The following is a 22,269-nucleotide window of genomic DNA, read 5'->3' on the forward strand; positions in this document are numbered from 1 at the left end:
CGCTCATTGCTTCGCCGCACCTGAATCAGGCGACGCGGGGAACATCTCGTCGTAAATGTGGATGCATCGCTTGCAGTCGGCGCGATCGCGGGACCAGGTGCCGCCCGTCAGGATCGGTGGATCGCCGCACACCGACGCGGCGTAAAGGTTCTCGCGCGGGTTCTGAATATGGCGCGTCATCGTTCCGCCGCCCCTGAATCAGCCGACTCGGCATCCACTACCTCGACCATCAGCGAGCGGCGATACGTCTGAACCGAGCCAGCTGTGTACAGGTGACGGCGACGCACATCGGCCCAAGCGTCCTCGCGCAGCCTGACTCTCATCCAGGTGTCATCACCGCCGACCTCAGTGCCGACAACCTTCCCCTTTCGTTGGTGCAGCCAGGCCGTCATGCGCGTGCCTCCCCTGAATCAGCCGTCCGAGACCGACGGCGAAGGCAGTCGCATTGACCGCACTGCTCGCACCGGTTGGTCGGCTCTGCGCAGTTCGACAGTGAGATGGTCGCGCCACACTCCATGCACACTCCGTCACCGGCCATCGCTGGCCTCCGCCGAATCGTTCGTAGCCGTCTCGGCGTCGTGGAGCGCCTTGAGTTGCTTCGCCATCTGGTAGAGCATCTTCGCGGCCGAGAGCTTGTCGATCGCCAGCGACTTGATCTCGCCAACCACTTGCCCGTCATCGGTCTTTCTGAGCACGATGAAGCCGAGAGCGTCGCGTGCGTCCACGATCTCCATGCCAATGTCTTTAGCCACGGTCGTCTCCGTTCGATGAATCAGCCGACTCGCCCTCGTCCGGGTCGCTGCGCGTGTAGTCCGGCGTTCCGTCCCCGCTTTCAATGCCCTCGCGCTTGCGGCGTTCGATGAATGGTGTGCTCATTGGTCTTCTCCGTTCGATGAATCAGCCGAGTTGCGGTCGGGCTCCCGCGGCCCGTCGACGAACGCCTGAGCGATCAGCTTGAGCAGCTCGTTAAGCTCGTTCCAAACCACTTCCACCTCGTCGCGCACGTGGTCGCGGACCATGTGCTTCGGCACATCCACCTCGTCGCCGCGAACCCAAGCGAGGAGATCATCGCGACCGAGAATTCGGCCCGATCGATGCGTCTCGTCATAGATCGTGACGTCGTACGGTCGGATGCACACACGGTCCCGGCCGCGTGCGGAGAGCACGATCCAAGTGCCGCTGATTCTCCCGTCCGTGCCGATCACCCGCTGGTATCGACTCATGTCGTAGGCCCTCGCCTCGGTGCTCACTATGCTGACTCCTTGCTGGGTTCTGGCGTGCAGGTCGCGCACGGCTTCACTCGGTTGAGCCCCTCGTGCACTGCCCGAAGGATCGCCATGAGCATTCGGTCCTCGATCGACTGCGCGCGCCCGTTCTGCTCGCTGATGACCATGTCCCAGACGGGATGCACCGCCTCGGCGTTGTCGATCTCGAATCCCGTCGGCGCTACCGCCGGCATGGGGATGGCGAGCGTCCTTCCGTCAGCCATCGGAGGCCTCCTCGGCGAGCGCTGTTCTGATTTCGTTGGGGGTTGCGAAGCGGCGGTAGTTGGGTCGTGCGATGTCGGTGTGGGTGATGCCGTAGGGCTTGAGTACCTCGTTGAGTTCGTCGCTGTGGTCGCGGATGAAGTCGTCGATGGCGTTGGCGGCTTCGCGTTCGAGTTCGACGGTGAGGGGTTCGTAGGCGACGATGACGGGGCGGGGTGTGGTCATTGGTTAGCCTCCGAGGATCCAGCGCCACACCATGACGATGAGGGCGATGACGGATGTGATGACGCTGCCGGCGATGAGGATGGTTATGAGGGCGCCGATCGTGTAACCGATGCGGGTGCCGATCGAGCGCGTACGGGCAGGGCGGCGCCAGCGGGCCGACACGTCGCTCGACGTCGACGGCACCGGGATGAGGTGCAAGTAGTTCTGCGCGAGGTTGTCAGCCGCATCGGGAGTCATGACGTTGTCGCGGACTGCGCGGCGCAGCCAGGCAGGCCAGGTGGGGCGGGTGGTGGTCATGCGGGGTGGTCCTTCCGGTGGGTGCGGGTTCGGCGGATGTCGTCGATGTGCCAGCGGCGGGGTCTGCCGTGGTCGTGGCGCCACCCTTCGGAGGCGGCGATGTTGCGGGCGGTTTTCACGGACACGCCGAGCATCAGGGCGGCTGCGGCCGCGTTGAGATACCGGTCGTCATGGGTCATACCGTCGGGGTCCAGGCGGTGACGAGCTCGTCCCACTGGGAGGGCGCATACGAGGTGTGGTCGCGGTCGGCGGTGCAGACGATGCGGGACGGGGTCGCATGGTCGTCGGACGCGAGGATCGCGGCCAGGGGTGATTCGCACAGGACGGGCCCGTAGTCGGTCTCGAGGACGACATCGCGGCAGCGGATCGCCTCACCGTCCCGCTCGAGCAGCACACGGCGGACCGGCGTCGTCGACAGGGCGGCCTCCACGCGACGCAGCAGACCCTTCATCGAGTCGAGCACGTCCGGGCCGAGCTCCGGATAACGGCCCAGCCAGCCGCCATGCCGGCGCGCGATGACCGTCAGCTGCAGCTCCGGCCGATCGTTGAGGGTGAACCCGTACGACTGACCCGCCGGCATGACCCGCTCGCGGATGACGGTGCGCGCCAGGAACCCGGCGTAGTCGTCCGCCTGGGATGCGACCGGCGTCGCCGCTGGATTCCACGCCGCCGACACGTCGCGCGGCTCTCCCCCACCGGACGGGCGCGCCGTGTATGACCGGTGCGTCGTGACCCGCAACGTCGACCTCCGCAACGGCACCATCAGCTCAGCGACCTGCGCCAGCGTGCGGGTCAGCTCGTTCACGTGCTGCGGGCACAGATCCGCCGCCGGCACCGGCGTGCGAGCGCATGCGGGAACCATGCACTCAGACGACGTCGACGCCGACACGTGCGCTGGATACCCCTGCAACATCAGCGACCCCCGAAGCCTGCGCTGAACGCACGGTTCATCGCCACGTTCAGGCGGTAGAAGGCACGAGCGAGCTCGCGGATCTGCGACTGACGGGAGCGGAGCGCTGCAGGCCGAGCCCACAGAACACGTTGGTCCAGCCGAAAGGATGCCTCGTCGAAACGGTCCATCGCTCGAAGCAGGATCGGCGCGATCGCCGCCTCCACATCAACACGACGTGATCCGGCGAGCGCCGTGCTCCTCAAATCGGGGGTGTGGGTCATGGTGGGGGTCTCCTAGTAGCAGGTGTCGCAGGTGCAGTGGGGGCGGGAACCGGATTGGCAGTGGGGTGAGGGGTCGTGGTTGGGGGTCATGGGGCCGCCGGTGTCGCAGACGGTGCAGTCGGGGTCGAAGTTGCGGCGGGTCATGCGGCGAGCGCCGGTGAGTAGAGTTCGGTTGTGGATGTGACTGAGGTTGCGGGTGTCAATTGGCCTTCGGTCTGGGTTACGGCGGGGGCTGCGGCAGTCACGGCGTTTGTTGGCGCCGCCACGGCTCCGCTAGTCAAGAGCTGGCAGGAGCGTCGCCGCGAGCTTGTTGCGTTGCGGCTTCCGTGGGTCGGCTTCTCGAAGCGGAGGCTCGAGGGGTTCTTTTTCCCCGCCCACTGGGAGTCGTATCCGCTGAGGGACCACCTGGATGACGAGTACTTGGTTGAGGAGCCGCCCGAGGAATTGATCGGGCTAGATCCGCACGCGCGACCGTTCTGGCAGTGGATGTGCCGGCGCGTTGACGAGCTTTGGTCCGTGGAGGCGTACGTCCGAGAAGAGAACTCCCACCGCCCGGATGACCGCCTCCTGCAGGTGTCGCGACGTGATGTTGAGAGGCTTCGCGATGTGCTTGAGCAGTGGGGTCGCGCGGCTCGCCTCACGGGTCCCATTGCGCTGCGTGTGCGGGAAATTCCGTTCGCCGTCAGGCGATGGTGGCGAAGGTTGCAGCACTGGCGGATCATGCGGCGGCCGATCGGCTGGTAACCGGTCCGAGGATGCTTTCGGCGAGGCGGCGTGCGCGGCCGGTGTCGATGGTGGCGTTGCCGAGGAGCTTGCCGTCGGGTGAGACGATCGGTTCAGCCTGCTGCCGCTTGACCTGAAGGACTTCGAGGAGGGCGGGGTCGGAGCCCTCGGTCGAGTGGAGGAAGTAGGCGACGGGTGGGTCGTCGCCCATTCCGTCGCGGCGGAGCCGGCCGATGGCTTGCTCGTGTACTTGGGGGGACCAGTCGAGTTCGCCGAACACTGCGACGCGGGCAACCTTCTGGAGACCGTCAACGCCGGCGCCCGAGCGGAGCGACATGATGAGGATGCGGCACTGGTCGTCGCGGTCGTCGTCGAGCGGTTCGGAGAACGCGTCGATCGCAGCTTGCTTCTGCTTCGGGGTCTCGGAGCCGGTGTAGAGGCGGGGGTTGAAGTCCTTGAGGCGGTCGAGCCAGATGTCGTAGACGTCGCGGTGCCAGCCGAACAGGACGACGCGTTCCTCAGAGTCGAGGAGCATGCGGACGACGTCGGCGACGTGCGGGGCTTTGTCGACGCCGGTGGCGCGGCGCAGCTGCCAGTCGATCTCGCCGCCGGCTTGCCACTTCTCTTGGTTGGTGGCGTCGTCGGAGAGGATGCGCTCGGCGAGGCGGCGGACGGATTCGGCGACGTCGGCGAGGGCCTTGTGGTCGGAGTCGACGACCATGGGGACCTTGACGGTCTTTGGGAGTGAGCGGCCGACGTCTTTGCGGGTGCGGCCGAGCATGAGGCCGTGCTCGCGGAGGTGGGCGCCGAGCGCGGCTGGGTCGGCGACGACGGCGTTCTGAGATACGAACGTGGACACCCATTCGCGGGTGAACTCTTCGCGGGTGCCAAGGGCGTCCGGGGCGAGAATGTCGTAGAGGTTCCAGATCTCGCCGCCGTAGTTGTGCACGGGGGTGGCGGTGAGGCCGAGGACGTACTCGGCGGTCTGGGTGAGGCGAGCTGCGGCGGCGCCCTTTACGGTGACGGTGCCGCGTCGGAGGTCCTGCACCTCGTCGAAGATCACCGTGCGGATCCGACCGGCGAGGTGGTACGCCCAACCCTCGAGCTTCGAGTAGGGCACGATGAGGACGTCGGGGAGGTCCTCGACGGCATATTTCGGCGGGAATGCGGTCTTCTTCGCGACGTCGTAGGTGAACGTCGGGAAGGCCTCTTGGAGCTCTGTCACCCAACGGGGCGGGAGGTGCGTCGGCGGGACGACCAGGGCGGGACGCGCGTCGGCGTGATTGACCGCCAGCAGCCCAGTGAACGTCTTCCCCAGCCCGACCTCATCGGTGAGGATCAGACGGCGGGTCGCGCGTAGCAGCTGCACGGCGGCGAGCTGGTACTCGCGCGGCGTCTTCGCGGGCTCGTGCTCGAGCTGCAGCGTCACCGGACCGCCACTACGGAGCTGCTCGACCGCCTCGCGAGCTCGAGCATGTTGTGCCGCGCCCTCGGCGAGCGCCGCAGCGTCGTCGGGTCGTTCGGGGGTGAGGGGGTAGCGGTCCATGAACCAGGTGAGGTCGGTGCATACCTCTGGGGTGTGGGTCATGGTGACCTGCTCGGTGCGGGTGTGTCCGATGCGGCCGAAGATGCGGCGGGCGCGCATGCGGACGTCGGGTTCGAGGGTGAGGTACCAGGTGGGTCGGCCGGGGGTCATGGCTGTGGCTTCGGTGTGGCCGAGGGTGTAGGTGCCGTAGGTGCGGGTCATAGGCCGGCCTCGAGGAGGGGGTGCACGGCGACGGGGATGTCGTTGATGGTGTGCGGGATGCGGGTGTGGCTTGCGCGTGTGGTGACGAGGATGAGGGCGTCGATCGCGGGTGAGGCGGCGTAGCGGGTCAGCTGACGCTCCACCGTGGAGAGGTTGCCTTTGATCTTCACTTCGATGCCGAACCGCAGGACGGGGAGGTAAATGTCGATGCGGTCGGCGCCGCTGAGCTCGACCTCCCGCTGGACGGTGTAGCCGCGCTCGGTGAGGTGGTCGGCGATCGCACGTTGCAGGTCCGCCTCGTTCGTGTAGGTCGGGCGCAGTGTGGAGAGGGCGCCGACCAGTGCAGCGACGGCGAGGCCTGTGGCGGCGGAGGCGGTCATTTCTTCGCCTTCGCGGCCTTCGCGGCCTCTTCGACGTCGGAGAGGGTGTAGCCCCAGCCGGACAGCCAAGCGAGGTAGTTCGGCGTGAGTGAGTGGTCCCAGCCCTTCTTGGCGTACTCGTACTGGCCCTCGATCGCGGCGATCGCGTGGGCGAGGCACATGTGGGCGGCGCGGGTCGGGTTCTCCTTGAGCCACTTGAGGCGGTCGGATCGGATGTCGAGCAGCTGCTCGGTGAAGGAGCGGATCCGGTAGTCCTCCACTCCCCCACGAGCGAGGAAATGCGCGACGAATCCCTCCCACGCGGCGGGCGGCTCCTTTTCGGCGAGAAGGTTTTTGACGAACTCGACGCGGACGACGGTCGCGGTCGACCAGGCCTTGTTGTTCTCGCGGGCGAGTTTGCGGCGGGCCTTCTCGTCGTCGTCGATCGCGCCGCCGGCGGTGGCCGTCGCGCGGCCGCGCACGAAGTGGCCGTTCGCCTTCCAGTCGGTGCAGACGGGAGTGATGTTCGCGACGGCCGATCGTGTGCCTTCCTGGGACCAGTCGTAGCCGGCGCGCACGATCACGGCGTGACCAGGGCACGTTGCGTGCTTCTCTGCGTCGAACCGTGTGTACTTCGCGGCGCCTTCGGCGGTGGCGGACAGTTCGTCGAGGTACTTCTCGGGGCCCTTGTGCTCGTACCGGTCAAATGCAGCGATGACGCGGGCGCCTGCCTGCTCGAGCTCGGCGAGCGCCGCGGCGATCACTTCGCGTTCTTGGCGTTCCTGCCGGCGGCGCTGGATCAGGTGAGCGAACTGTCCAGGGTTGGTCGCGGCGACGTCCGTGAGTTCGGCTGCGACGTCGGGATCGTCGTCGAACTCCAGGATCTCCGCGGCGAGGTCGAGGGGGACGTTTTTCTCGATCGCGGCGGCCGCGTGGGGGGGAGTGTCCGTTAAACGGTGTGTGAGGTCCGGCGGTTTTCAGTGATTGGTTCTGTCGAACCGTCCGGCGAAGGTGATCGCGAACGCGTTGAGCGCGGGCTTCCACCTGATCGCCCAGCGTGCCCTGCCGCCCCCGGTGGGGTCAAGTGACCGGGTCACAAGGTAGAGACACTTCAGCGCCGCGGCCTCGTTCGGGAAGTGTCCGCGGGCGCGGACCGCTCGCCGGTAGCGGGCATTGATCGACTCGATCGCGTTGGTCGTGCAGATCACCTTTCGGATCTCGACGTCGTACTCGAGGAACGGCACGAACTCGGCCCACGCGTTCTCCCATAGCTGCACGATCGCCGGATACCTGCCGCCCCACTCGGCCGCGAACTCGGCGAACCGGTCCCGGGCCGCAGCCTCGGACGGGGCTGTGTAGACGGGTCGGAGTCCCTTCACGATCGCGTCACGGTGCTGGCGGCCGGCGTAGCGGAAGCTGTTGCGGATCAGGTGCACGATGCACTGCTGCACGACCGTCCGCTCCCAGGTGGTATTGATCGCTTCGGGGAGTCCCTTCAGCCCGTCGCAGACGGCGATGAACACGTCCTCGACGCCACGGTTCTTCAGCTCGGTGAACACCTGCAGCCAGAACCTCGCGCCTTCTGCGCCGTCGCCGGCCCAGATCCCGAGGATGTCGCGTTCCCCGTGCACGGTGACGCCCATGACGACGTAGAACGGGGTGTTGCGGACCTGCCCGTCACGGACCTTGACGACGATCGCGTCGACGAAGATCACCGGGTAGATCGGGTCCAACGGTCGGGAGGACCATTCCGCGAGCTCACCGGCCACCTTCTCCGTGATCCGGCTGATGGTGTCTTTGGAGACCTTCGCGTCGTAGACCTCGTCGAAGTGCGCGGCGATCTCCCCGGTCGTGAGTCCGCGGGCGCTGAGCGACAGCACGATCTGATCGATCCCGTCCAGGCGACGCTTCCGCTTGGGGACGATCACCGGTTCGAACGACCCGTCGCGATCCCGGGGGACCTCGATCTCCACGGGGCCGATCTCGGTGAGAACCGTCTTCGTCCGTGTCCCGTTGCGCATGTTCGACCCGGCAGGCGTCCCGCCATGCTGGTGCCCGAGATGCTCGGTCAGCTCCGCGTTCAACGCCGTCTCGAGGACGTTCTTCGTGAGCTGGTTCAGCAGCCCTCCCGGGCCGACCAGGCTCACGCCCTGCTCCTTCGCCTGCGCGAGCAACCGCTCGGCAAGGTCCTTCTGATCGATAATCTCTCCCGTCACGGGATCGATCATCGCGTCTTCCAACAACTCGGTCGTGTCAGCCACGGCCGTCTCCTTTCGGATCAGGCCGGACCCCACACACCGTTATTCAGACAGTCCCGCGTGGGGGGACGCGGCGACCTTGAGGGCGGTTTCGACGCGCGCCTTCGGGGTCTTCGTCTTGCGGGCGATCTGGTCGGCGGAGACGTTGAGGTCGAAGAGGGTTTGGAAGGCGGCGGTGCGGTCGGCGTCGGTGAGCTGCTCGCGGTGTTCGTTGACGACGAGTTGGCGGATGATGCGGCCGGCGTCGTCGGCGAGGGGGTCGATCACGACGGCGGGGATGGTGTCGAGTTTCGCGTCGGTGGCGGCGAGGGTGCGGCGTTGTCCGTCGATGAGGCGGTAGCCGTCGTCGGTCTGCTCGACGATGACGGGCACGACGACGCCGTCCTGCTTGACGGAGGCCCAGAAGCCTCGGTCGGTCTTGACGTTGCGGCGGATGTTGGCATCGACGCGGATGTCAGCGGGGTTGAGGTTGACGACGGTGAGGGTGGGGGTGGCGGTCTTGCCGGGCATGGCGGGGTCCTTACTTCGTGTAGTGGGCGCGGGGGCCCTGGCGGGTGGCGAGGTGGTCGATGATGCGGTGGGTGGTGATCGGGTCGGTCTGCAGCGCGATCTTGAGGTAGCCCTGCTTGGGGTCGACGAGGGTGGCGAGGATCTGCGTGTAGCGGGTGCGGGAGACGTGCAGCTGCTGGCGGATGGCTTTGTCGTTCTTGATGCCGAGGCGCGGGTGGGTGCGGGCGAAGTCGAGGATCTGCGCGACCGTCCACGACGGGGCGCCGGCGGTCGGCGCGGGTGTGTGGTCACGCATCGGGGCTCCACGGGTTCAGCTCGGCGACGTCGTCGCACAGGCGGCGGATCGCGGCGTCACCGAGCGGCGCCAGCGACACGCGCGGACGGGCGGGCCGGGGACGTTCGGTGGCCTCGAGGCGGGCGACGAGCTGCGGGAGCGTCTCGCGCGAGTGCGTGACGCGTTCGGCTTCGAGGTTCCGCTCCCACCGGGCACGCTCGGCGAGGACCGCTGCGGCGAGCGCCGGCCCGGTCATGCTTCGCCTCGCAGCTGTGCCTCGATGCGGCCGGTGAAGTAGTCGATGGGGCGCCAGATGGAGGCGTTTTGGCCGGCGGCGGTGAGGTCGCGGATCCAGCCGTCTTGGGCGCGGCTGGTCTTGCCTGTCTGGGTCTTGAGCTCGCGCCAGAGGGTGAACTTGAGGCGGGGGTGGACGAGGACGAGGTCGGGGAAACCGGGTTGGCTGCGGCGTGAATCATGCGTGTGGTAGCAGCGCCAGCCGAGGGTGCCGGCGAGGCGGGTGACGACGTCCTGGAGTTGCTTCTCGGTCATCTGGTCGGCGCGCAGCTTCGCGTATGCGGCGGCGTCGATCGACGCGGGCAGGGCGGTCACCGGGTGCCCCTGATGGGGGCGGCCATCTGGTGGTGGCGGGTCTTGCCTGCTTGGAGGAGGGCGGGGATGATCGCGGCGACTGTGCGGTGGATGGCGGCGTCGCCGAGGGTGCGGATGATGAGGGTGGCTGCGTCGTCCAACTCGGTGTCGCCTTGGGCGTGGCTGATGTAGAGCAGGGCGGCGAGGAGGCCGTCGGTTTCGGCGATGTTGAAGGCGGTCATGGCTGCTGCGGGGTGGCCGGCGTCTTCGGATGCGGTGCGGGAGTTCGCGCAGTTGGTGTCGTGGAGCTGCTCGATCAGCCAGCGGAGGTTCGCCATCGCATCCTCGGCGGGCAGGTTGTCGAACGCGGCCACGAGTGCGTCGGCGAGGCTCCGCATCTCGGGGCAGTCGTGGCCGTCGGAGGGGCATTTCTGTTCGGCGTGGGCGGCGATCGCGTCGACGAGCGCGTCCCAGATGGCTTGTTGGGGTGGGGTGGTCATGCTGCCTCCTCGGCGGTGTCGATGAGCTTCTGGAACTCGGGCCAGTCGTTCGTGATGGCGGTGATGACGAAGCCGGTGGGTGAGCGCGGCGGGCTGCTGGCGCGGTCGAGGATCGTGGTGACGATGCGGGCGACGTCGGATGGGGACGCGATGCGGCCGCAGGCTTTGCCGATGGCGGTAGCGGTCTTGTCGTAGTCGACGCCGAGGCCGGCGATGGAGGCGCGGACGGTGTTGTGGTCGGCGTCGGGATCATCTGTCCGTCCGTCGCTTTCCGCGCGTTCGGGTACTGGACGGACAGAAGAAGTCTTGTTAACAGGACTGTGGACTGAGGGGGTGCGTGACGTGCCCGTGACAGGGGGCGTGACTCCCGCCGTGACATCGTGACCTGTCACGGTGTCTGTCACGGCGTGACTTTCGGCGTGACTGTCACCGTGACTGGGGGTCTGTTTCGACCGTTGCCGTTGCTTGCGGACGCGGGCTTGCTCGCGAGCGGAATCGCGGCGCTTCTTCTCCCCGTCGGCGTCGAGATTGCCGGGTACGTCCTGCCAGTCGTGGAAGCGGTAGCCGTCGGACACCTTCACCCATAGGCCGGCCTTGACGAGCGCTTCTGCTTCGGCCTTCGTGCCGAGACTGGTGGCGATCCCCTTGGGGATGTGGCCGCCGGTGACGTACTGCTTCGACCAGGCGCCGGCGCGCACCCACAGGCCGAGGGCGGCGTTTCCCGCTGCGAGGGCCTTCGGGTGGAAGGGGAACTGGTCGTCGACGAGGAAGTAGGTCATGCTGTGGCCTCCGTGGGCCGCCTGCGGGGCTCGGTCGGGGTGGACTGGGGTGGGTTCATGCGTTCGGCGATCGCGCGAGCGATCGCGGCGTCGAGCTCGGCTGCGACGTCGTCCATGAGGAGTCGGCAGCGGTTGCAGACCACGACGAGGAACTCCAGCTCGGGATGCCTGCGCACAACCCAGCCGAGGCGGGAGAAGTACTCGACCATGGAGGGTGACTCGGTGCCGGCGACGTGCTGGACCGTGTTCGTGCAGAAGTCGCAGGTAAGCGTCGTCGACGTCGCCTGGGTGAGGGGCTCGACGCGGATCACAGGCCGGCCTCCATCGACTGCAGCTGCTGGTCGACGGTGATGTCGTGCAGCAGGGCGAGCGCCTCGCTGCCGGGCATGATGTGACCGTCTGCGCGAGTGCCCTCGATCGACCTGCCGATGGGTGTTCGGGTGAGGGTGAACGTGGCGCCGGCGTCCTGGTCGACGACGACGATCGTGTACCGGTCGCGGGTCATGCTGTCGGCTCGATCAGCTGCGGGTGGTGGTCGTCAACGTGGAGCGCGGCGATGCCGCCGAGGCGCCGGTGGAGCTCTTCGAGGCCAGCGCGGGTGACGCGGACCTGGGGGTAGGCGATTCGGTCGGTGCGGCCGCGGGTCTGGTCGCGGACGAGCCAGCCGGCATCCGTTGCCCGGTCGGTGGGGATCCACGCACGAGTGATGGGCTCCTGCATGGCCCACCCGTAGTCGCGAAGCAGGTCGCGGAACAGCTCGTCGCGAGTTATGCGGATAACTGGGTCGCGGGACAGGATGTCGGCCGCTTCACCGACGGAGAGGTGTCCGTCGTCGACGCGAGCGCGGGAGAAGGGCGAGTTCGTGGCGATCGCGTAGAGCACGCCATCAAGCAGCTCAGAGCGGACGCCGTCAAACCACACGAGAAACTCCATGCGCTTCTCAGTAGGGAACTCGTTGGCGAGGGCGACGACGTCGGCGACGGTGAGTAGGTCACGGTTGTCGTCGAGCAACTCCAGGGCGGCGTAGATGTCGGGGCCGACGAAGCGGGCTTCGCTGTCGCCGCTGGTCTGGACTGCGCGGATGTCGATGCCGTGCCCGAACCAACGGAACGGGATGACCACGGTGCGCGGTTCGTCGCTCATCGGACTGCGGGGCGCTCGAGGTGGCGAAGAGTGAGGATCGCGGAACCGAGCCCGACGACGCCGAGGAGCGCGGCCACGATGACGAGGAAGATCACTCGCGTGTGGATGGCGGCCTGGGCGAGGTAGTCGAGGACGGGTTGCAGGCCGCCGACGTGGATCGCGACGACGACGGCGGCGCCGGCGAGGAACGCTGCGATGTTGGTGGGGCGGATGCGGCGGAGTGTGGGGTGGCTACGCACGGCGGGTTACCTCCGGGACGGTGTGAAGTACAGGACGGCGAACAGGACTGCCGCGACGGTGACGGCGGCGAGGGGGTGGCTGGCGGCGGCGTGAATGCCGACGAAAACGACTCCGAGGACGGTGAGGCGGGCGAGGTGCCGGATGGGTGCGGGAGCGCGGCGGCCGCTTCGGGTCTGCGGTGCCGCGCTCCCGCTGGGGGCACTCGACGGAGACGCCGGCAGCGTCGGGGGGCCGTCGAGAGTGTGAAGGCGCGTGGTCGTCATGAGCGCACCCCCGCCTTGCGGACGGCATCGAGCGCCGCCCAGTACGTGTGCAGAGAATCCCAATAGGCGACGTTCGCCGCGTCGTTCCTCTTCTCCGCGAGCACCAGGCGACGGTTCGCCCGATACACGAGTGTCACGATGCGGCCCAGAAGGATCGTGCCGACGACGAGGAGCGCGGCGGCGACGAGGATGCCAACGACGGCGATGTTGAGGAGGAGATACGCGCTCACGCGGCCTCCTCAGTTGCGAGGTCGGGCCGGTGTAGAGCGCGGGCTTCGATCCAGAGATCCTTGAGCAGCGCCTTGGAGACTCGGCGGAGCGCACGCTGGTGCTGATGGCCAGCAGAGAGCGGCGTGCCGGGCTGCGCCGGCTTACCGGACGGGCCGCAACGGACGCACTCGGTGGTGTGGAGCTTGTCGACGTCGCCGATACGGGACTCGTCGTACACGATCCGGTAGGGGCTGTTCTCCTGCTTGATGCACGACAGTGCGATCAGGAACGCGCGCATCTTCGCGGTGTCTGACCAGTTGGTTTTCTCGCCGCGACGTCGACGCTGAGCGGCCCCATTGTGGACGGCGTACCCGCAGTACGCCCAGAGCTCTGAGACAGTGCGAGGGCGGTCGTGGAGGTCGTTCCAGTAGGGGTCGCCGATCGCCGCGAGCAGGCGCGCGGCTTGCTTCTCCCCCACTCCGATCGTTCGCTTGATGAACGGGTACAGCGGGTGGGTGCGGAGTGCCCGCTTGAGGTCTAGCTCGGCGGCGTGCTCGAGCGCAGCGATGCTTGCGACGAGCGCCTGGGCTCGGGCGACCTCGGGCGATCGTGCGTCGAGGCCCAGGCCGCGCTGTTCGCCGTCCGAATCCGTGGCGGATCGGGTGAGCTGCCGGACGCGATTCTCGTTTGCGATGCGGGTGCGCTCGAGGTCGTCGAGCGTGTCGGCGACTAGGCAGAGGTAGGCGTCGAAGAGGGGATCCTGCCGCTGGCGGGTCATCCTGTGGGCTCCGACCGGATTCTGGCGGCGGCAGGAATGTCGTCACGATCGGCGAGGCAGAGGTGGGCATCGTATGCCTCTTGGCCGGTCGTGACTGCTTGATCCTCCGGACGCGGTTGGTGTCTGGTGGACGTCAGGTCAATGGCGTCCGGAGGGAAGGGTGCCCGAGCGGGTGGTTCCTGGTTTACGCAATCGTCGTGGCTCGGGCTGTCTGTGGACCCCGCCGACGGGCGTTCTCTGGATCGCGTGTCCGCGTTGGTCGGCGGGGTGGTTTCGGGGTGGTCGGTCATGCTGCACGCTCCAGAATCGGGGAGGCGACATCGGCGGAAAGGTCGCCGAGGGTCTTGGCCCGGGATGCCCGCATCGCGGCGGCGAGGTGTTCGAACTGCTGCACCCGGTACAGGGCCTCGTTCGCGAGCTTGCGGCGAGCGCCGGCGACGGTGAGGAGGTCTTCTGCGGTGCAGTCGCGGAGCCGCTTGACGATGCCGTCGACGGGGATGTTCTGGTCGAGGAACTTGGGCCACCACTCGGTGCGGATGAGTTCTTGCTTGCGGGAGTGTCCGGGCTTGATGGGGCCGGTGGCTTTGCGTCGGAGGTCGCCGGCGGCGCTGACCAACTGCTCGCGGATCGCCGAGCGGAGCATGGCCGGGTAGTCGGCGGGCTTGATCGCCTTCATGACGAGGTCGACGGTGGCGTCCATGTCGTCGAGGCCGTGCTCTGCGACGGTCGAGGTGACGAGGCTGCGGAATGAAGAGCTCACGCGGCATCACCGCCCTCGGCGAGCGCCGGGGTCTGTTGCTGAGCCTGGGCGGGGGCTAGCGTGCTGTGATGGGCCTTTTCTCGAAGAAGCAGACCGTGGTGAGTGTTGCCTTCCGGGAACTGAGCGAGCCGCCTCCGAAGAATGAGCTCCGGTCGACCTATCGGTACGTGTCCACGCTGACTCCGGCGCCGGTCGTCGGCGACCGCTTGATGGTGCGGGGCTCGGACGGGAAGCTTGCGCCGGTCATCGTTGTGGCCGTCGAGGTGACCAAGGCGACCGACGGGCTCGCGCCGGTTGAGCGTGCGGTGACCGCGGAGGAGCTGGATCAGGCGACGCAAAAAGCGGCGAAGGATCTCGACACTTGGTTCCGAATGGCTCGTCGCAGTGCTGGGCTGAGCGTCAGCGGGCGCCTGCCCGGAAAGCCGCCGGGCGACCTGCCGGAGATCCCGCCGGCGGACGGTGAGGCCTCCCGAGAGGATGCCGATGCGTGGGGTCGTGGCTGGTACCGAATCTGGAAGCTCGCCGAGGAACACGGTCGGGGTGCGGAGGAGATCGCTGCCTTCAAGTCGAAGGCCTACCGCTGGTTCGCGGTGCGCGATCGCAGCTGAGCCCTTCATGCGGCGTCTCCGCCGTCGGCGAGCGACCCGGTGGGTGCGACGAGCGCTTCAATATCGGTGCGACGGAATCGGTACTGACCGCCCGGGGTGGTCGTGAAAGGGATCTGTCCGCGCTTCACCGCTCGACGAATTGTGTCGGGGTGGAGTTGCGCGATAGCGGCGGCCTCGCCAATGCCGATCTGGGTCTCACCGGGTTGCGTATGCGTAACTGCCATGCGCATACATAAGCATGCGTAGCGAAGTTGTGCAAGCGTAACTTCGTCGGCGTGTCGTGCTTTTTCTGCTCTTGCGCACTGTTGCGCATGCGTGCATAATGTCTGCATGCCCAAAACAAGTCTCAACAGTCAGCCCGGCCCCTACGTGCCCGGCTGGACGTTCGGCGACAAGTTCCGCAAGGCGCGTCGGATATCTGGCCTCGACCAGCGCGAGTTCGCAGTGAAGCTCGGCCTCACGCCGTCAACAGTCGCCGCATACGAAGGTGACCGCGCGACCCCACGTCTTCGCGACGTTACGCCGCTCGCAAAGAGCATCCAGATGCTGACCGGGATCGAGCACACCTGGTTTCTAGAGTTCGACGCGCCCAGGGGTGGCGGCACCAATCTGCACGGCGTGACGCCGATCCGCCCCCGCACGCTCGGAACAGTGGGCCCTGAGGGATTCGAACCCCCGACATCCACGGTGTAAACGTGGCGCTCTAACCAACTGAGCTAAGAGCCCGTGCGGCGCCAGCCTACCGCCCCCGCGTCAACAACTCAGGACTACCGCGTCAGAGGCGCGCAATCGCCTCGCGGTAGGCCGCGAGATCGCGGGCCTCGCCGGGTGACGTCTGGAAGGCGGCGTGCACTAGTCCTGAGTTGTTGACAACCACGGTGGCGCGGGTGGCGAAGCCGCGCTCCTCCACGAAGGCGCCGTAGACCTGAGCCACCGCGCCGTGGGGCCAGAAGTCGCTCAGCAGCGGGAAGGTAAACCCCTCCTGGTCGGCGAACTGCCGCAGGGTCGCCACCGAGTCGACAGAGATGCCCACCAACTGAACGCCGGCCTCGGCGAATACGCCAATGTTGTCGCGCAGCTCACAGAGTTCGCCCGTGCACGTGCCGGTGAAGGCGAGCGGGAAGAATACGAGCGCGACCGGGGAAACTCCCCGAAAATCACTGAGGGTTACGGCCGCTCCCCACTGGTCACGCAGGGTGAAATCGGGGGCCGACGAGCCGATCTCGGGCAGCGCCGACGTTGTCGCACTCACACAAAGCTCCTTCGCGACAGTGACTAGACTCGGGGGGTTGCCAGCACGCCCCCGTCGCACCCGACGGCGCCGCGCGCCGCAACGCACTCTTTTGTCTACCACCAGGAAGAGGTCAAGGGTGACGGTCAACGACCAGGATCCGTATTCGGTCGAGGCGATGGACGCCGATCCGGAAGAAACCGCCGAGTGGAGCGAGTCGCTGTCGGCACTCGTCGCCGAGCGCGGCCACCAGCGCGGTCGCGAGATCATGCTGAGCCTGCTCAAGCGGTCAAAGGAACTGCACCTCGGTGTTCCGATGGTGCCGACCACCGACTACCTGAACACGATCGCGTCTGAGAACGAGCCTGACTTCCCCGGCGACGAGGAGCTCGAGCGCGAGTACCGCCGCTGGATTCGGTGGAATGCCGCGATCACGGTGCACCGCGCGCAGCGCCCCGACATCGCCGTGGGCGGCCACATCTCGACCTATGCGTCGAGTGCAGCCCTCTACGAGGTGGGCCACAATCACTTCTTCAAGGCCGCAGACCACCCCGACGGCGGCGACCAGATCTTCTACCAGGGCCACGCCTCCCCCGGCATGTACGCCCGCTCGTTCCTTGAGGGGCGTCTCGGCCCCGAGCACCTCGACGGCTTCCGCCAGGAGAAGTCGCACGCGGCCGGAGGGCTCTCGAGCTACCCGCACCCGCGCCTCATGCCCGCCTACTGGCAGTTCCCGACGGTGTCGATGGGTCTCGGCCCCATCAACGCGATTTACCAGGCGCAGGCCAACAAGTATCTGACGAACCGCGGCCTGAAGGACGCGGGCAAGAGCCACGTGTGGGCCTTCCTCGGCGACGGCGAGATGGACGAGCCGGAAAGCCGCGGCGCATTGCAGCTCGCGGCCAATGACGGACTCGACAACCTGACCTTCGTGATCAACTGCAACCTGCAACGCCTCGACGGCCCGGTGCGCGGCAACGGCAAGATCATCCAGGAGCTCGAGAGCTTCTTCCGCGGTGCCGGATGGAACGTCATCAAGGTCATCTGGGGTCGCGAATGGGATGCTCTGCTCGCCAACGACCACGACAGCGCCCTGCGCGACCTGATGAACGCGACGCCCGACGGCGATTACCAGACGTACAAGGCCGAGTCGGGCGCGTTTATCCGCGAGAACTTCTTCGGCCGCGACCCGCGCACCGCCGCGATGGTGGCCGACATGTCCGACGACGACATCTGGCGCCTGAAGCGCGGCGGGCACGACTACCGCAAGGTGTACGCCGCCTACAAGGCCGCTGTCGAGCACAAGGGTCAGCCGACCGTGATCCTCGCGAAGACGGTGAAGGGCTACGGCCTCGGCCCGAGCTTCGAGGGCCGTAACGCGACCCACCAGATGAAGAAGCTCACCCTCGACAACCTGAAGCAGTTCCGTGACGAGATGCGCATCCCCGTCACGGACGCTCAGCTCGACGAGGACCCGTACCGCCCGCCGTACTACCACCCGGGCAACGACCACCCCGCGATTCAGTACATGCACGAGCGCCGCCGTGCGCTCGGCGGCTACCTGCCGGAGCGTCGCTCGAAGTACGTCGACGTGCAGATCCCGGAGGAGAGCGCGTACGGCGTCGTCAAGAAGGGCTCGGGCAAGCAGGGCGTCGCGACGACGATGGCGTTCGCGCGTCTACTGAAAGATCTTCTGCGCGACAAGAACTTCGGCGACCGCATCGTGCCGATCATTCCGGATGAAGCACGCACCTTCGGCATGGACGCCTACTTCCCGACGTCGAAGATCTACAACCCGAAGGGTCAGCACTACACCTCGGTCGACCGCGAACTGCTGCTCGCCTACAAGGAGAGCCCGCAGGGTCAGATCATTCACACCGGCATCAACGAGGCGGGTGCGTTCGCCGCGTTCACCGCGATCGGAACGAGCTACGCGACGCATCAGCAGCCGCTCATTCCGGTGTACGTGTTCTACTCAATGTTCGGCTTCCAGCGCACGGGCGACGCGATGTGGGCGGCCGCCGACCAGATGGCTCGCGGCTTCATCATCGGCGCCACCGCTGGTCGGACCACGCTGACGGGCGAGGGTCTGCAGCACGCGGATGGACACTCACCGCTGCTCGCGTCGACGAACCCCGCGGTCGTGACGTACGACCCGGCATTCGGCTACGAGATCGGGCACATCGTGCGCGCGGGCCTCGAGCGTATGTACGGCGGCTCGCACCCTGACCCCAACGTCATGTACTACCTCACCGTCTACAACGAGCCGATCGCGCAGCCCGCCGAGCCCGACGACCTCGACGTCGACGGACTGCTCAAGGGCATCTACCTGCTGAAGAAGAACGATGCCCCCGGGCCCAAGGCGCAGATTCTCGCCTCCGGTGTCAGTGTGCCCTGGGCGCTGGAGGCGCAGCAGCTGCTGGCCGACGACTGGGGCGTCAGCGCCGATGTGTGGAGCGTGACGTCGTGGACGGAGCTCCGCCGCGAGGGCCTCGCCGCCGACGAGCACAACTTCCTGAACCCGACGGCCGAGCAGCGCGTGCCCTACGTGACGCAGAAGCTGCAGGGCTCGGAGGGTCCGTTCGTCGCGGTGAGCGACTTCATGCACGCCGTTCCCGACCAGATCCGCCCGTTCGTGCCCGGCGACTTCGCGACGCTCGGCGCCGACGGATTCGGGTTCAGCGACACGCGTGCCGCGGCGCGGCGCTTCTTCACGATCGACAGCCCGTCGATCGTGGTGCGCACGCTGCAGCGCCTTGCCCGCCAGGGCCTCGTCGATGCGCAGGCCCCCGCCCGCGCGATCGAGCAGTACCGCCTGCACGACGTGACGGCGGGCACAACCGGCGCGGCCGGCGGCGACGCGTAGCACCCCACTCGGTGCCCCGTCCTTCGGGACGGGGCACCGCATCCTCGTTCACAAGGAGTTCGCATGGCGGCGATGACAAAGGCGCAGACGCTCGCCTGGTTGCGAAACATTTCGGGCGAACTCGCCACTGAGACGCTGAAGCGCCTGGACGAGACGCTGCCCTGGTACGGCGACATGCCGCCGAGTAGGCGCAGCGCCGTCGGCCTCGTCGCCCAGGCGGGCATCACCTCGTTCATCAGCTGGTACGACGACCCTCGCTCGCAGGCGTGGATCGCCGCCGACGTCTTCGACGCCGCTCCTCGCGAATTGTTGCGCTCGGTCAGCCTGCAACAGACGCTGCAACTCATTCGCGTAGTTGTCGAGGTCGTCGAAGAGCGTCTGACGAACGGACCGGCAACCCTGCGCGAAGCGATCCTGCTGTACAGCCGCGAGATTGCCTTCGCCGCCGCGGACGTCTACGCCAGGGCTGCGGAGGCTCGCGGTCTGTGGGATGCCCGACTCGAGGCGCTCGTCGTCGACTCAATCCTCTCGGGTGAGTACGACAACGAGTTGCCCAGCCGAATCGCCGCGCTCGGGTGGAACGGCCACGGCGAGGTGTGCGTCCTCGTCGGCACGGCACCGCGCATCGTCGACGTCGATCAGCTGCGCCGCACCGCACGCCACGTCGACGCTGACGTGCTGATCGGCGTGCAGGGAAACCGTCTCGTCGTCGTCATCGGCCGGGCTCTGCCTCGCGGCGAGGAGCAGGCGGGAGACCGCAGCTTCACGTTCCCCCAGATCGCGGAGGCGCTCGAGCCTGCGTTCGGGCCGGGCCACCTGGTGCTCGGCCCCGAGGTGCCCGACGTTGTCGACGCCGGCAAGAGCGCGAAAGCCGCGCTCGCCGGGTTCGCGGTCGCGCGGGCGTGGCGCAACGCTCCGCGGCCGGCGCTCGCCGACGATCTGCTACCCGAACGTGCGCTCGCCGGCGACCCCATCGCGCGCGCGACCCTCATCAGCCGCATCTACCAGCCGCTCAAGCAGCACAACACGGAGCTGCTCGCGACTCTGTGGGCGTACCTCGACAACGGGCGGAGCCTGGAGGCCACCGCGCGGGAGTTGTTCGTGCATCCGAATACTGTTCGGTACCGTCTGAAGCGCATCAGCGATGTGATCGGGTGGGATGCGACGGGTCCCCGAGAGGCCACCATTCTGCAGACGGCCCTGATCGTCGGCGCGATCGCCGAACCGGGTGCTCCGCGCCGCTGATTGTCGAAACGCACCAACGCTTCCCGCTTGTCACTGGAGAGACCCACCACCACCCCGACCCCTCACCTTGGGAGGATGGAACCCATGATCATCGTCGTCGCGCCCGGCCAGGGCTCGCAGACCCCCGGATTCCTCGAGCCGTGGCTTGAGGACGCGCAGTCCCGCGACCGCCTCGGCGCGCTCGGCGAGTCGATCGGGGTCGACCTTGTCGCCCACGGCACGACGAGCGACGCCGACACCATTCGCGACACCCGGATAGCGCAGCCGCTCATCGTGGCGGCGAGCCTGCTGAGTGCCAGCTCTCTGCTGACGGGCCGCCGCGATCGGGTGGGCGCGGTTGCCGGTCACTCCGTCGGCGAGTTCGCCGCCGCCGCGATCGCGGGCGTGTTGAGCGACGAAGATGCGCTCTCCCTCGTGGGCGTGCGCGGTGAGGCCATGGCGGCGGCCGCTGCCGAAATCCCGACCGGCATGAGCGCCGTCATCGGAGGCGACGCGGATGCACTCTTCGAGCGCCTCGAACAGCTGGGCCTCGTACCGGCGAACGTGAACGGCGGCGGGCAGGTCGTCGTCGCCGGCGAACTGAACAACTTGGAGGCATTCGCCGCCGACCCGATCCCGGGGGCTCGCGTGATCCCGCTGCAGGTGGCTGGGGCGTTCCACACCTCGTACATGGGGTCGGCCGTGGACGCGGTTCGGCAGGCGGCAGAGACCGTCTCGGTGAGTGATCCGAGCATCCGGCTGTACACGAACCGCGATGGCACCGTCGTGACGTCGGGCGCTGACTTCGTCGAGCTCCTCGTCGGGCAGATCTCGTCGCCGGTGCGCTGGGACCTTTGCATGGAGTCGTTCGCCGCTGACGGCGTCACCGGCATCATCGAATTGCTGCCGGGCGGCGCGCTGGCAGGTCTCGCGAAGCGCGCCCTCAAGGGCGTGCCGGCGGTCGCCGTCAAGACGCCCGCCGACCTCGCCGCGGCCATCGACATGCTGGACGCCGCATGAGCGCCGCGCTGACGCCGTCGACGGGCGCGGCCCACACGCGCATCTACGCCCTCGGCGCCGCGCGCGGCGAGCTCGCCGTGACGAACGACGACATTGCGGGCCCGATCGACTCGAGCGACGAATGGATTCGTCAGCGCACGGGCGTCATCACCCGGATGCGCGCGGGCGCCGACGTTGAGGCCGTCGACCTGGCCGAGACGGCTGCGCGCGAGGCGATCGAGAAGGCCGGCATCGAGCCCGGACAGGTCGGGGCCGTCATCGTGGCGACCATCTCCAACACCGTGCAGACGCCGTCTCTCGCCGCCCTGCTCGCCGAGCGCGTGGGCGTGGGCCCGGCAGCGGCCTACGACGTGTCAGCGGCGTGCGCTGGCTACACGTACGGCATCGCCCAGGCCGACGCCCTCGTACGCGCGGGCCTCGCTCAGTTCGTGCTGGTTGTCGGCGCCGAGAAGCTCAGCGACTTCGCGAAGCCGACCGATCGCACCATCTCGTTCCTGCTCGGTGATGGCGCGGGCGCGGCGATCGTCGGTCCCGCCGACGAGCCGGGCATCGGCGCGACGGTGTGGGGCTCCGACGGTTCCAAGTGGGATGCGGTCGGCATGGATCGGCCCCTCAAGGACGCGTGGAATGACCCAGACGGCGAGTTCCCGACGCTGCGACAGGAGGGCCAGACGGTCTTCCGCTGGGCAGTGTGGGAGATGGCGAAGGTGGCGCAGAAGGCGCTGGATGCTGCCGGAGTAAGTCCCGAGGACCTGGCCGCGTTCATCCCCCACCAGGCCAACATGCGCATCATCGACGAGTTCGCCAAGCAGCTGAAGCTGCCCGAGCACGTCGTCGTGGCGCGCGACATCGCGACGACCGGCAACACGTCGGCCGCGTCGATTCCCCTCGCCACCCACGCGCTGCTCGCCGAGCACCCCGAGCTCAGCGGCGGGCTCGCCCTGCAGATCGGATTCGGCGCGGGCCTCGTGTACGGCGCGCAGGTCGTGCGCCTGCCCTAAACCCC

38 protein-coding genes and 1 tRNA gene are annotated in these 22,269 nt (G+C 67.6%); 8 read left to right on the top strand and 31 right to left on the bottom strand.

The features are described from left to right. Positions 1-3: 3 nt before the first annotated feature. The 10 genes from CPY97_RS13460 to CPY97_RS07950 form a co-directional block, all read right to left on the bottom strand. Positions 4-180 (bottom strand): hypothetical protein, encoded by a 177-nt coding sequence (locus CPY97_RS13460; RefSeq protein WP_161494100.1) that lies wholly within the window; start codon positions 178-180, stop codon positions 4-6. A gap of 347 nt (positions 181-527) precedes the next feature. Next, the gene (locus CPY97_RS07915; RefSeq protein WP_150129230.1) at positions 528-752 is read right to left on the bottom strand and encodes a hypothetical protein; all 225 of its coding nucleotides are present in this window, start codon (positions 750-752) and stop codon (positions 528-530) included. After that, complete coding sequence (locus tag CPY97_RS13815) at positions 745-876, bottom strand: hypothetical protein (protein WP_269457817.1); 132 nt, start codon at positions 874-876, stop codon at positions 745-747. Before CPY97_RS13815 ends, CPY97_RS07915 begins: the two co-directional genes overlap by 8 nt. Continuing rightward, the gene (locus CPY97_RS07920) at positions 873-1,250 is read right to left on the bottom strand and encodes a hypothetical protein (RefSeq protein WP_096421681.1); all 378 of its coding nucleotides are present in this window, start codon (positions 1,248-1,250) and stop codon (positions 873-875) included. The genes CPY97_RS13815 and CPY97_RS07920 overlap by 4 nt, the downstream gene beginning before the upstream one ends. Continuing rightward, positions 1,250-1,489 carry a hypothetical protein gene (locus CPY97_RS07925; protein WP_096421683.1) on the bottom strand — a complete coding sequence of 80 codons (240 nt, stop codon included), beginning with the start codon at positions 1,487-1,489 and terminating at the stop codon, positions 1,250-1,252. The genes CPY97_RS07920 and CPY97_RS07925 overlap by 1 nt, the downstream gene beginning before the upstream one ends. Beyond that, entirely contained in the window at positions 1,482-1,712 is a 231-nt protein-coding gene (locus CPY97_RS07930) for a hypothetical protein (RefSeq protein ID WP_096421685.1), read from the bottom strand. Before CPY97_RS07930 ends, CPY97_RS07925 begins: the two co-directional genes overlap by 8 nt. Before the next feature lie 3 nt (positions 1,713-1,715). Next, a complete protein-coding gene (locus CPY97_RS07935; RefSeq protein WP_096421687.1) occupies positions 1,716-2,009 on the bottom strand; it encodes a hypothetical protein in 294 nt (97 codons plus the stop codon). Next, positions 2,006-2,188 (bottom strand): hypothetical protein, encoded by a 183-nt coding sequence (locus CPY97_RS07940; protein WP_096421689.1) that lies wholly within the window; start codon positions 2,186-2,188, stop codon positions 2,006-2,008. Before CPY97_RS07940 ends, CPY97_RS07935 begins: the two co-directional genes overlap by 4 nt. After that, positions 2,185-2,871 carry a hypothetical protein gene (locus CPY97_RS07945; RefSeq protein ID WP_150129231.1) on the bottom strand — a complete coding sequence of 229 codons (687 nt, stop codon included), beginning with the start codon at positions 2,869-2,871 and terminating at the stop codon, positions 2,185-2,187. Before CPY97_RS07945 ends, CPY97_RS07940 begins: the two co-directional genes overlap by 4 nt. Positions 2,872-2,921: 50 nt before the next feature. Further along, entirely contained in the window at positions 2,922-3,182 is a 261-nt protein-coding gene (locus CPY97_RS07950; RefSeq protein ID WP_150129232.1) for a hypothetical protein, read from the bottom strand. A gap of 174 nt (positions 3,183-3,356) precedes the next feature. On the opposite strand from CPY97_RS07950, the gene CPY97_RS07955 reads away from it, so the two are divergent. After that, positions 3,357-3,926, top strand: a complete 570-nt coding sequence (locus tag CPY97_RS07955) for a hypothetical protein (protein ID WP_096421695.1) — start codon at positions 3,357-3,359, stop codon at positions 3,924-3,926. Here CPY97_RS07955 and CPY97_RS07960 read toward each other — a convergent pair. From CPY97_RS07960 to CPY97_RS07970, 3 genes are read right to left on the bottom strand one after another with little or no spacing between them, the layout of a single operon-like run. After that, positions 3,901-5,652, bottom strand: coding sequence for a DEAD/DEAH box helicase (locus CPY97_RS07960; RefSeq protein WP_096421697.1), 1,752 nt, complete (start codon positions 5,650-5,652; stop codon positions 3,901-3,903). The two genes, CPY97_RS07955 and CPY97_RS07960, sit on opposite strands and share 26 nt — an antisense overlap. After that, positions 5,649-6,032: a hypothetical protein gene (locus CPY97_RS07965; protein ID WP_096421699.1), complete on the bottom strand. Its 384-nt coding sequence runs from the start codon at positions 6,030-6,032 to the stop codon at positions 5,649-5,651. Before CPY97_RS07965 ends, CPY97_RS07960 begins: the two co-directional genes overlap by 4 nt. Beyond that, a complete protein-coding gene (locus CPY97_RS07970) occupies positions 6,029-6,775 on the bottom strand; it encodes a hypothetical protein (RefSeq protein WP_096421701.1) in 747 nt (248 codons plus the stop codon). The genes CPY97_RS07965 and CPY97_RS07970 overlap by 4 nt, the downstream gene beginning before the upstream one ends. A gap of 9 nt (positions 6,776-6,784) precedes the next feature. Here CPY97_RS07970 and CPY97_RS07975 point away from each other — a divergent pair, with 9 nt between their 5' ends. Further along, entirely contained in the window at positions 6,785-6,964 is a 180-nt protein-coding gene (locus CPY97_RS07975; RefSeq protein ID WP_096421703.1) for a hypothetical protein, read from the top strand. A gap of 24 nt (positions 6,965-6,988) precedes the next feature. Here CPY97_RS07975 and CPY97_RS07980 read toward each other — a convergent pair whose 3' ends face one another. The 15 genes from CPY97_RS07980 to CPY97_RS08050 all read right to left on the bottom strand — a co-directional run bounded on the left by CPY97_RS07980 (position 6,989) and on the right by CPY97_RS08050 (position 14,314). Further along, complete coding sequence (locus CPY97_RS07980; protein WP_096423302.1) at positions 6,989-8,239, bottom strand: IS256 family transposase; 1,251 nt, start codon at positions 8,237-8,239, stop codon at positions 6,989-6,991. A gap of 72 nt (positions 8,240-8,311) precedes the next feature. Next, a complete protein-coding gene (locus CPY97_RS07985) occupies positions 8,312-8,779 on the bottom strand; it encodes a ParB/RepB/Spo0J family partition protein (protein ID WP_096421705.1) in 468 nt (155 codons plus the stop codon). Between the two features lie 10 nt (positions 8,780-8,789). After that, entirely contained in the window at positions 8,790-9,074 is a 285-nt protein-coding gene (locus CPY97_RS07990) for a DUF3263 domain-containing protein (protein ID WP_096421707.1), read from the bottom strand. After that, positions 9,067-9,309, bottom strand: coding sequence for a hypothetical protein (locus CPY97_RS07995; RefSeq protein WP_096421709.1), 243 nt, complete (start codon positions 9,307-9,309; stop codon positions 9,067-9,069). Before CPY97_RS07995 ends, CPY97_RS07990 begins: the two co-directional genes overlap by 8 nt. Further along, positions 9,306-9,662 (bottom strand): VRR-NUC domain-containing protein, encoded by a 357-nt coding sequence (locus CPY97_RS08000; protein ID WP_096421711.1) that lies wholly within the window; start codon positions 9,660-9,662, stop codon positions 9,306-9,308. Before CPY97_RS08000 ends, CPY97_RS07995 begins: the two co-directional genes overlap by 4 nt. Then, a complete protein-coding gene (locus CPY97_RS08005; RefSeq protein ID WP_096421713.1) occupies positions 9,659-10,141 on the bottom strand; it encodes a hypothetical protein in 483 nt (160 codons plus the stop codon). The genes CPY97_RS08000 and CPY97_RS08005 overlap by 4 nt, the downstream gene beginning before the upstream one ends. Then, the gene (locus CPY97_RS08010; protein WP_096421715.1) at positions 10,138-10,920 is read right to left on the bottom strand and encodes a hypothetical protein; all 783 of its coding nucleotides are present in this window, start codon (positions 10,918-10,920) and stop codon (positions 10,138-10,140) included. The genes CPY97_RS08005 and CPY97_RS08010 overlap by 4 nt, the downstream gene beginning before the upstream one ends. Beyond that, positions 10,917-11,231, bottom strand: coding sequence for a hypothetical protein (locus tag CPY97_RS08015; RefSeq protein WP_096421717.1), 315 nt, complete (start codon positions 11,229-11,231; stop codon positions 10,917-10,919). The genes CPY97_RS08010 and CPY97_RS08015 overlap by 4 nt, the downstream gene beginning before the upstream one ends. After that, on the bottom strand, positions 11,228-11,425 hold the full coding sequence (locus CPY97_RS08020) for a hypothetical protein (protein ID WP_096421719.1): 198 nt from the start codon (positions 11,423-11,425) through the stop codon (positions 11,228-11,230). Before CPY97_RS08020 ends, CPY97_RS08015 begins: the two co-directional genes overlap by 4 nt. After that, entirely contained in the window at positions 11,422-12,063 is a 642-nt protein-coding gene (locus CPY97_RS08025) for a phage antirepressor KilAC domain-containing protein (RefSeq protein WP_096421721.1), read from the bottom strand. The genes CPY97_RS08020 and CPY97_RS08025 overlap by 4 nt, the downstream gene beginning before the upstream one ends. Next, complete coding sequence (locus CPY97_RS08030; RefSeq protein ID WP_096421723.1) at positions 12,060-12,302, bottom strand: hypothetical protein; 243 nt, start codon at positions 12,300-12,302, stop codon at positions 12,060-12,062. The genes CPY97_RS08025 and CPY97_RS08030 overlap by 4 nt, the downstream gene beginning before the upstream one ends. 6 nt (positions 12,303-12,308) lie before the next feature. Continuing rightward, the gene (locus tag CPY97_RS08035) at positions 12,309-12,566 is read right to left on the bottom strand and encodes a hypothetical protein (protein WP_096421725.1); all 258 of its coding nucleotides are present in this window, start codon (positions 12,564-12,566) and stop codon (positions 12,309-12,311) included. After that, positions 12,563-12,796 (bottom strand): hypothetical protein, encoded by a 234-nt coding sequence (locus tag CPY97_RS08040; protein WP_096421727.1) that lies wholly within the window; start codon positions 12,794-12,796, stop codon positions 12,563-12,565. Before CPY97_RS08040 ends, CPY97_RS08035 begins: the two co-directional genes overlap by 4 nt. After that, the gene (locus CPY97_RS08045) at positions 12,793-13,554 is read right to left on the bottom strand and encodes a hypothetical protein (protein WP_096421729.1); all 762 of its coding nucleotides are present in this window, start codon (positions 13,552-13,554) and stop codon (positions 12,793-12,795) included. Before CPY97_RS08045 ends, CPY97_RS08040 begins: the two co-directional genes overlap by 4 nt. Positions 13,555-13,840: 286 nt before the next feature. Further along, the gene (locus CPY97_RS08050) at positions 13,841-14,314 is read right to left on the bottom strand and encodes a hypothetical protein (RefSeq protein WP_096421731.1); all 474 of its coding nucleotides are present in this window, start codon (positions 14,312-14,314) and stop codon (positions 13,841-13,843) included. Positions 14,315-14,382: 68 nt separating this feature from the next. Between CPY97_RS08050 and CPY97_RS08055 the strand changes: the two genes are divergently transcribed. Then, on the top strand, positions 14,383-14,922 hold the full coding sequence (locus CPY97_RS08055; RefSeq protein ID WP_096421733.1) for a hypothetical protein: 540 nt from the start codon (positions 14,383-14,385) through the stop codon (positions 14,920-14,922). A gap of 5 nt (positions 14,923-14,927) precedes the next feature. Here the strand turns inward: CPY97_RS08055 and CPY97_RS08060 are convergent, their stop codons facing one another. Continuing rightward, on the bottom strand, positions 14,928-15,146 hold the full coding sequence (locus CPY97_RS08060; protein WP_161494101.1) for a helix-turn-helix domain-containing protein: 219 nt from the start codon (positions 15,144-15,146) through the stop codon (positions 14,928-14,930). Positions 15,147-15,252: 106 nt separating this feature from the next. Here CPY97_RS08060 and CPY97_RS13885 point away from each other — a divergent pair, with 106 nt between their 5' ends. Then, the gene (locus CPY97_RS13885; protein ID WP_096423502.1) at positions 15,253-15,615 is read left to right on the top strand and encodes a helix-turn-helix domain-containing protein; all 363 of its coding nucleotides are present in this window, start codon (positions 15,253-15,255) and stop codon (positions 15,613-15,615) included. On the opposite strand, the gene CPY97_RS08070 is transcribed toward CPY97_RS13885, so the two are convergent. Further along, positions 15,575-15,648 (bottom strand) — tRNA-Val (locus CPY97_RS08070). The two genes, CPY97_RS13885 and CPY97_RS08070, sit on opposite strands and share 41 nt — an antisense overlap. Before the next feature lie 49 nt (positions 15,649-15,697). Beyond that, a complete protein-coding gene (locus tag CPY97_RS08075) occupies positions 15,698-16,174 on the bottom strand; it encodes a peroxiredoxin (protein WP_096421737.1) in 477 nt (158 codons plus the stop codon). A gap of 118 nt (positions 16,175-16,292) precedes the next feature. Between CPY97_RS08075 and aceE the strand changes: the two genes are divergently transcribed. The 4 genes from aceE (at position 16,293) to CPY97_RS08095 (ending at position 22,264) form a co-directional block, all read left to right on the top strand. Further along, positions 16,293-19,019, top strand: coding sequence for a pyruvate dehydrogenase (acetyl-transferring), homodimeric type (aceE, locus tag CPY97_RS08080; protein ID WP_096421739.1), 2,727 nt, complete (start codon positions 16,293-16,295; stop codon positions 19,017-19,019). A 72-nt stretch (positions 19,020-19,091) separates the two neighbouring features. After that, positions 19,092-20,264, top strand: coding sequence for a PucR family transcriptional regulator (locus CPY97_RS08085; RefSeq protein ID WP_096423504.1), 1,173 nt, complete (start codon positions 19,092-19,094; stop codon positions 20,262-20,264). A gap of 84 nt (positions 20,265-20,348) precedes the next feature. Continuing rightward, positions 20,349-21,263, top strand: a complete 915-nt coding sequence (locus tag CPY97_RS08090; protein WP_096421741.1) for an ACP S-malonyltransferase — start codon at positions 20,349-20,351, stop codon at positions 21,261-21,263. Next, positions 21,260-22,264, top strand: a complete 1,005-nt coding sequence (locus CPY97_RS08095; RefSeq protein ID WP_096421743.1) for a beta-ketoacyl-ACP synthase III — start codon at positions 21,260-21,262, stop codon at positions 22,262-22,264. Before CPY97_RS08090 ends, CPY97_RS08095 begins: the two co-directional genes overlap by 4 nt. Positions 22,265-22,269: the final 5 nt, after the last annotated feature.

Origin of the sequence: Microcella alkaliphila, assembly GCF_002355395.1 — a bacterium.
In the GTDB taxonomy this organism is placed as follows: domain Bacteria; phylum Actinomycetota; class Actinomycetes; order Actinomycetales; family Microbacteriaceae; genus Microcella; species Microcella alkaliphila_A.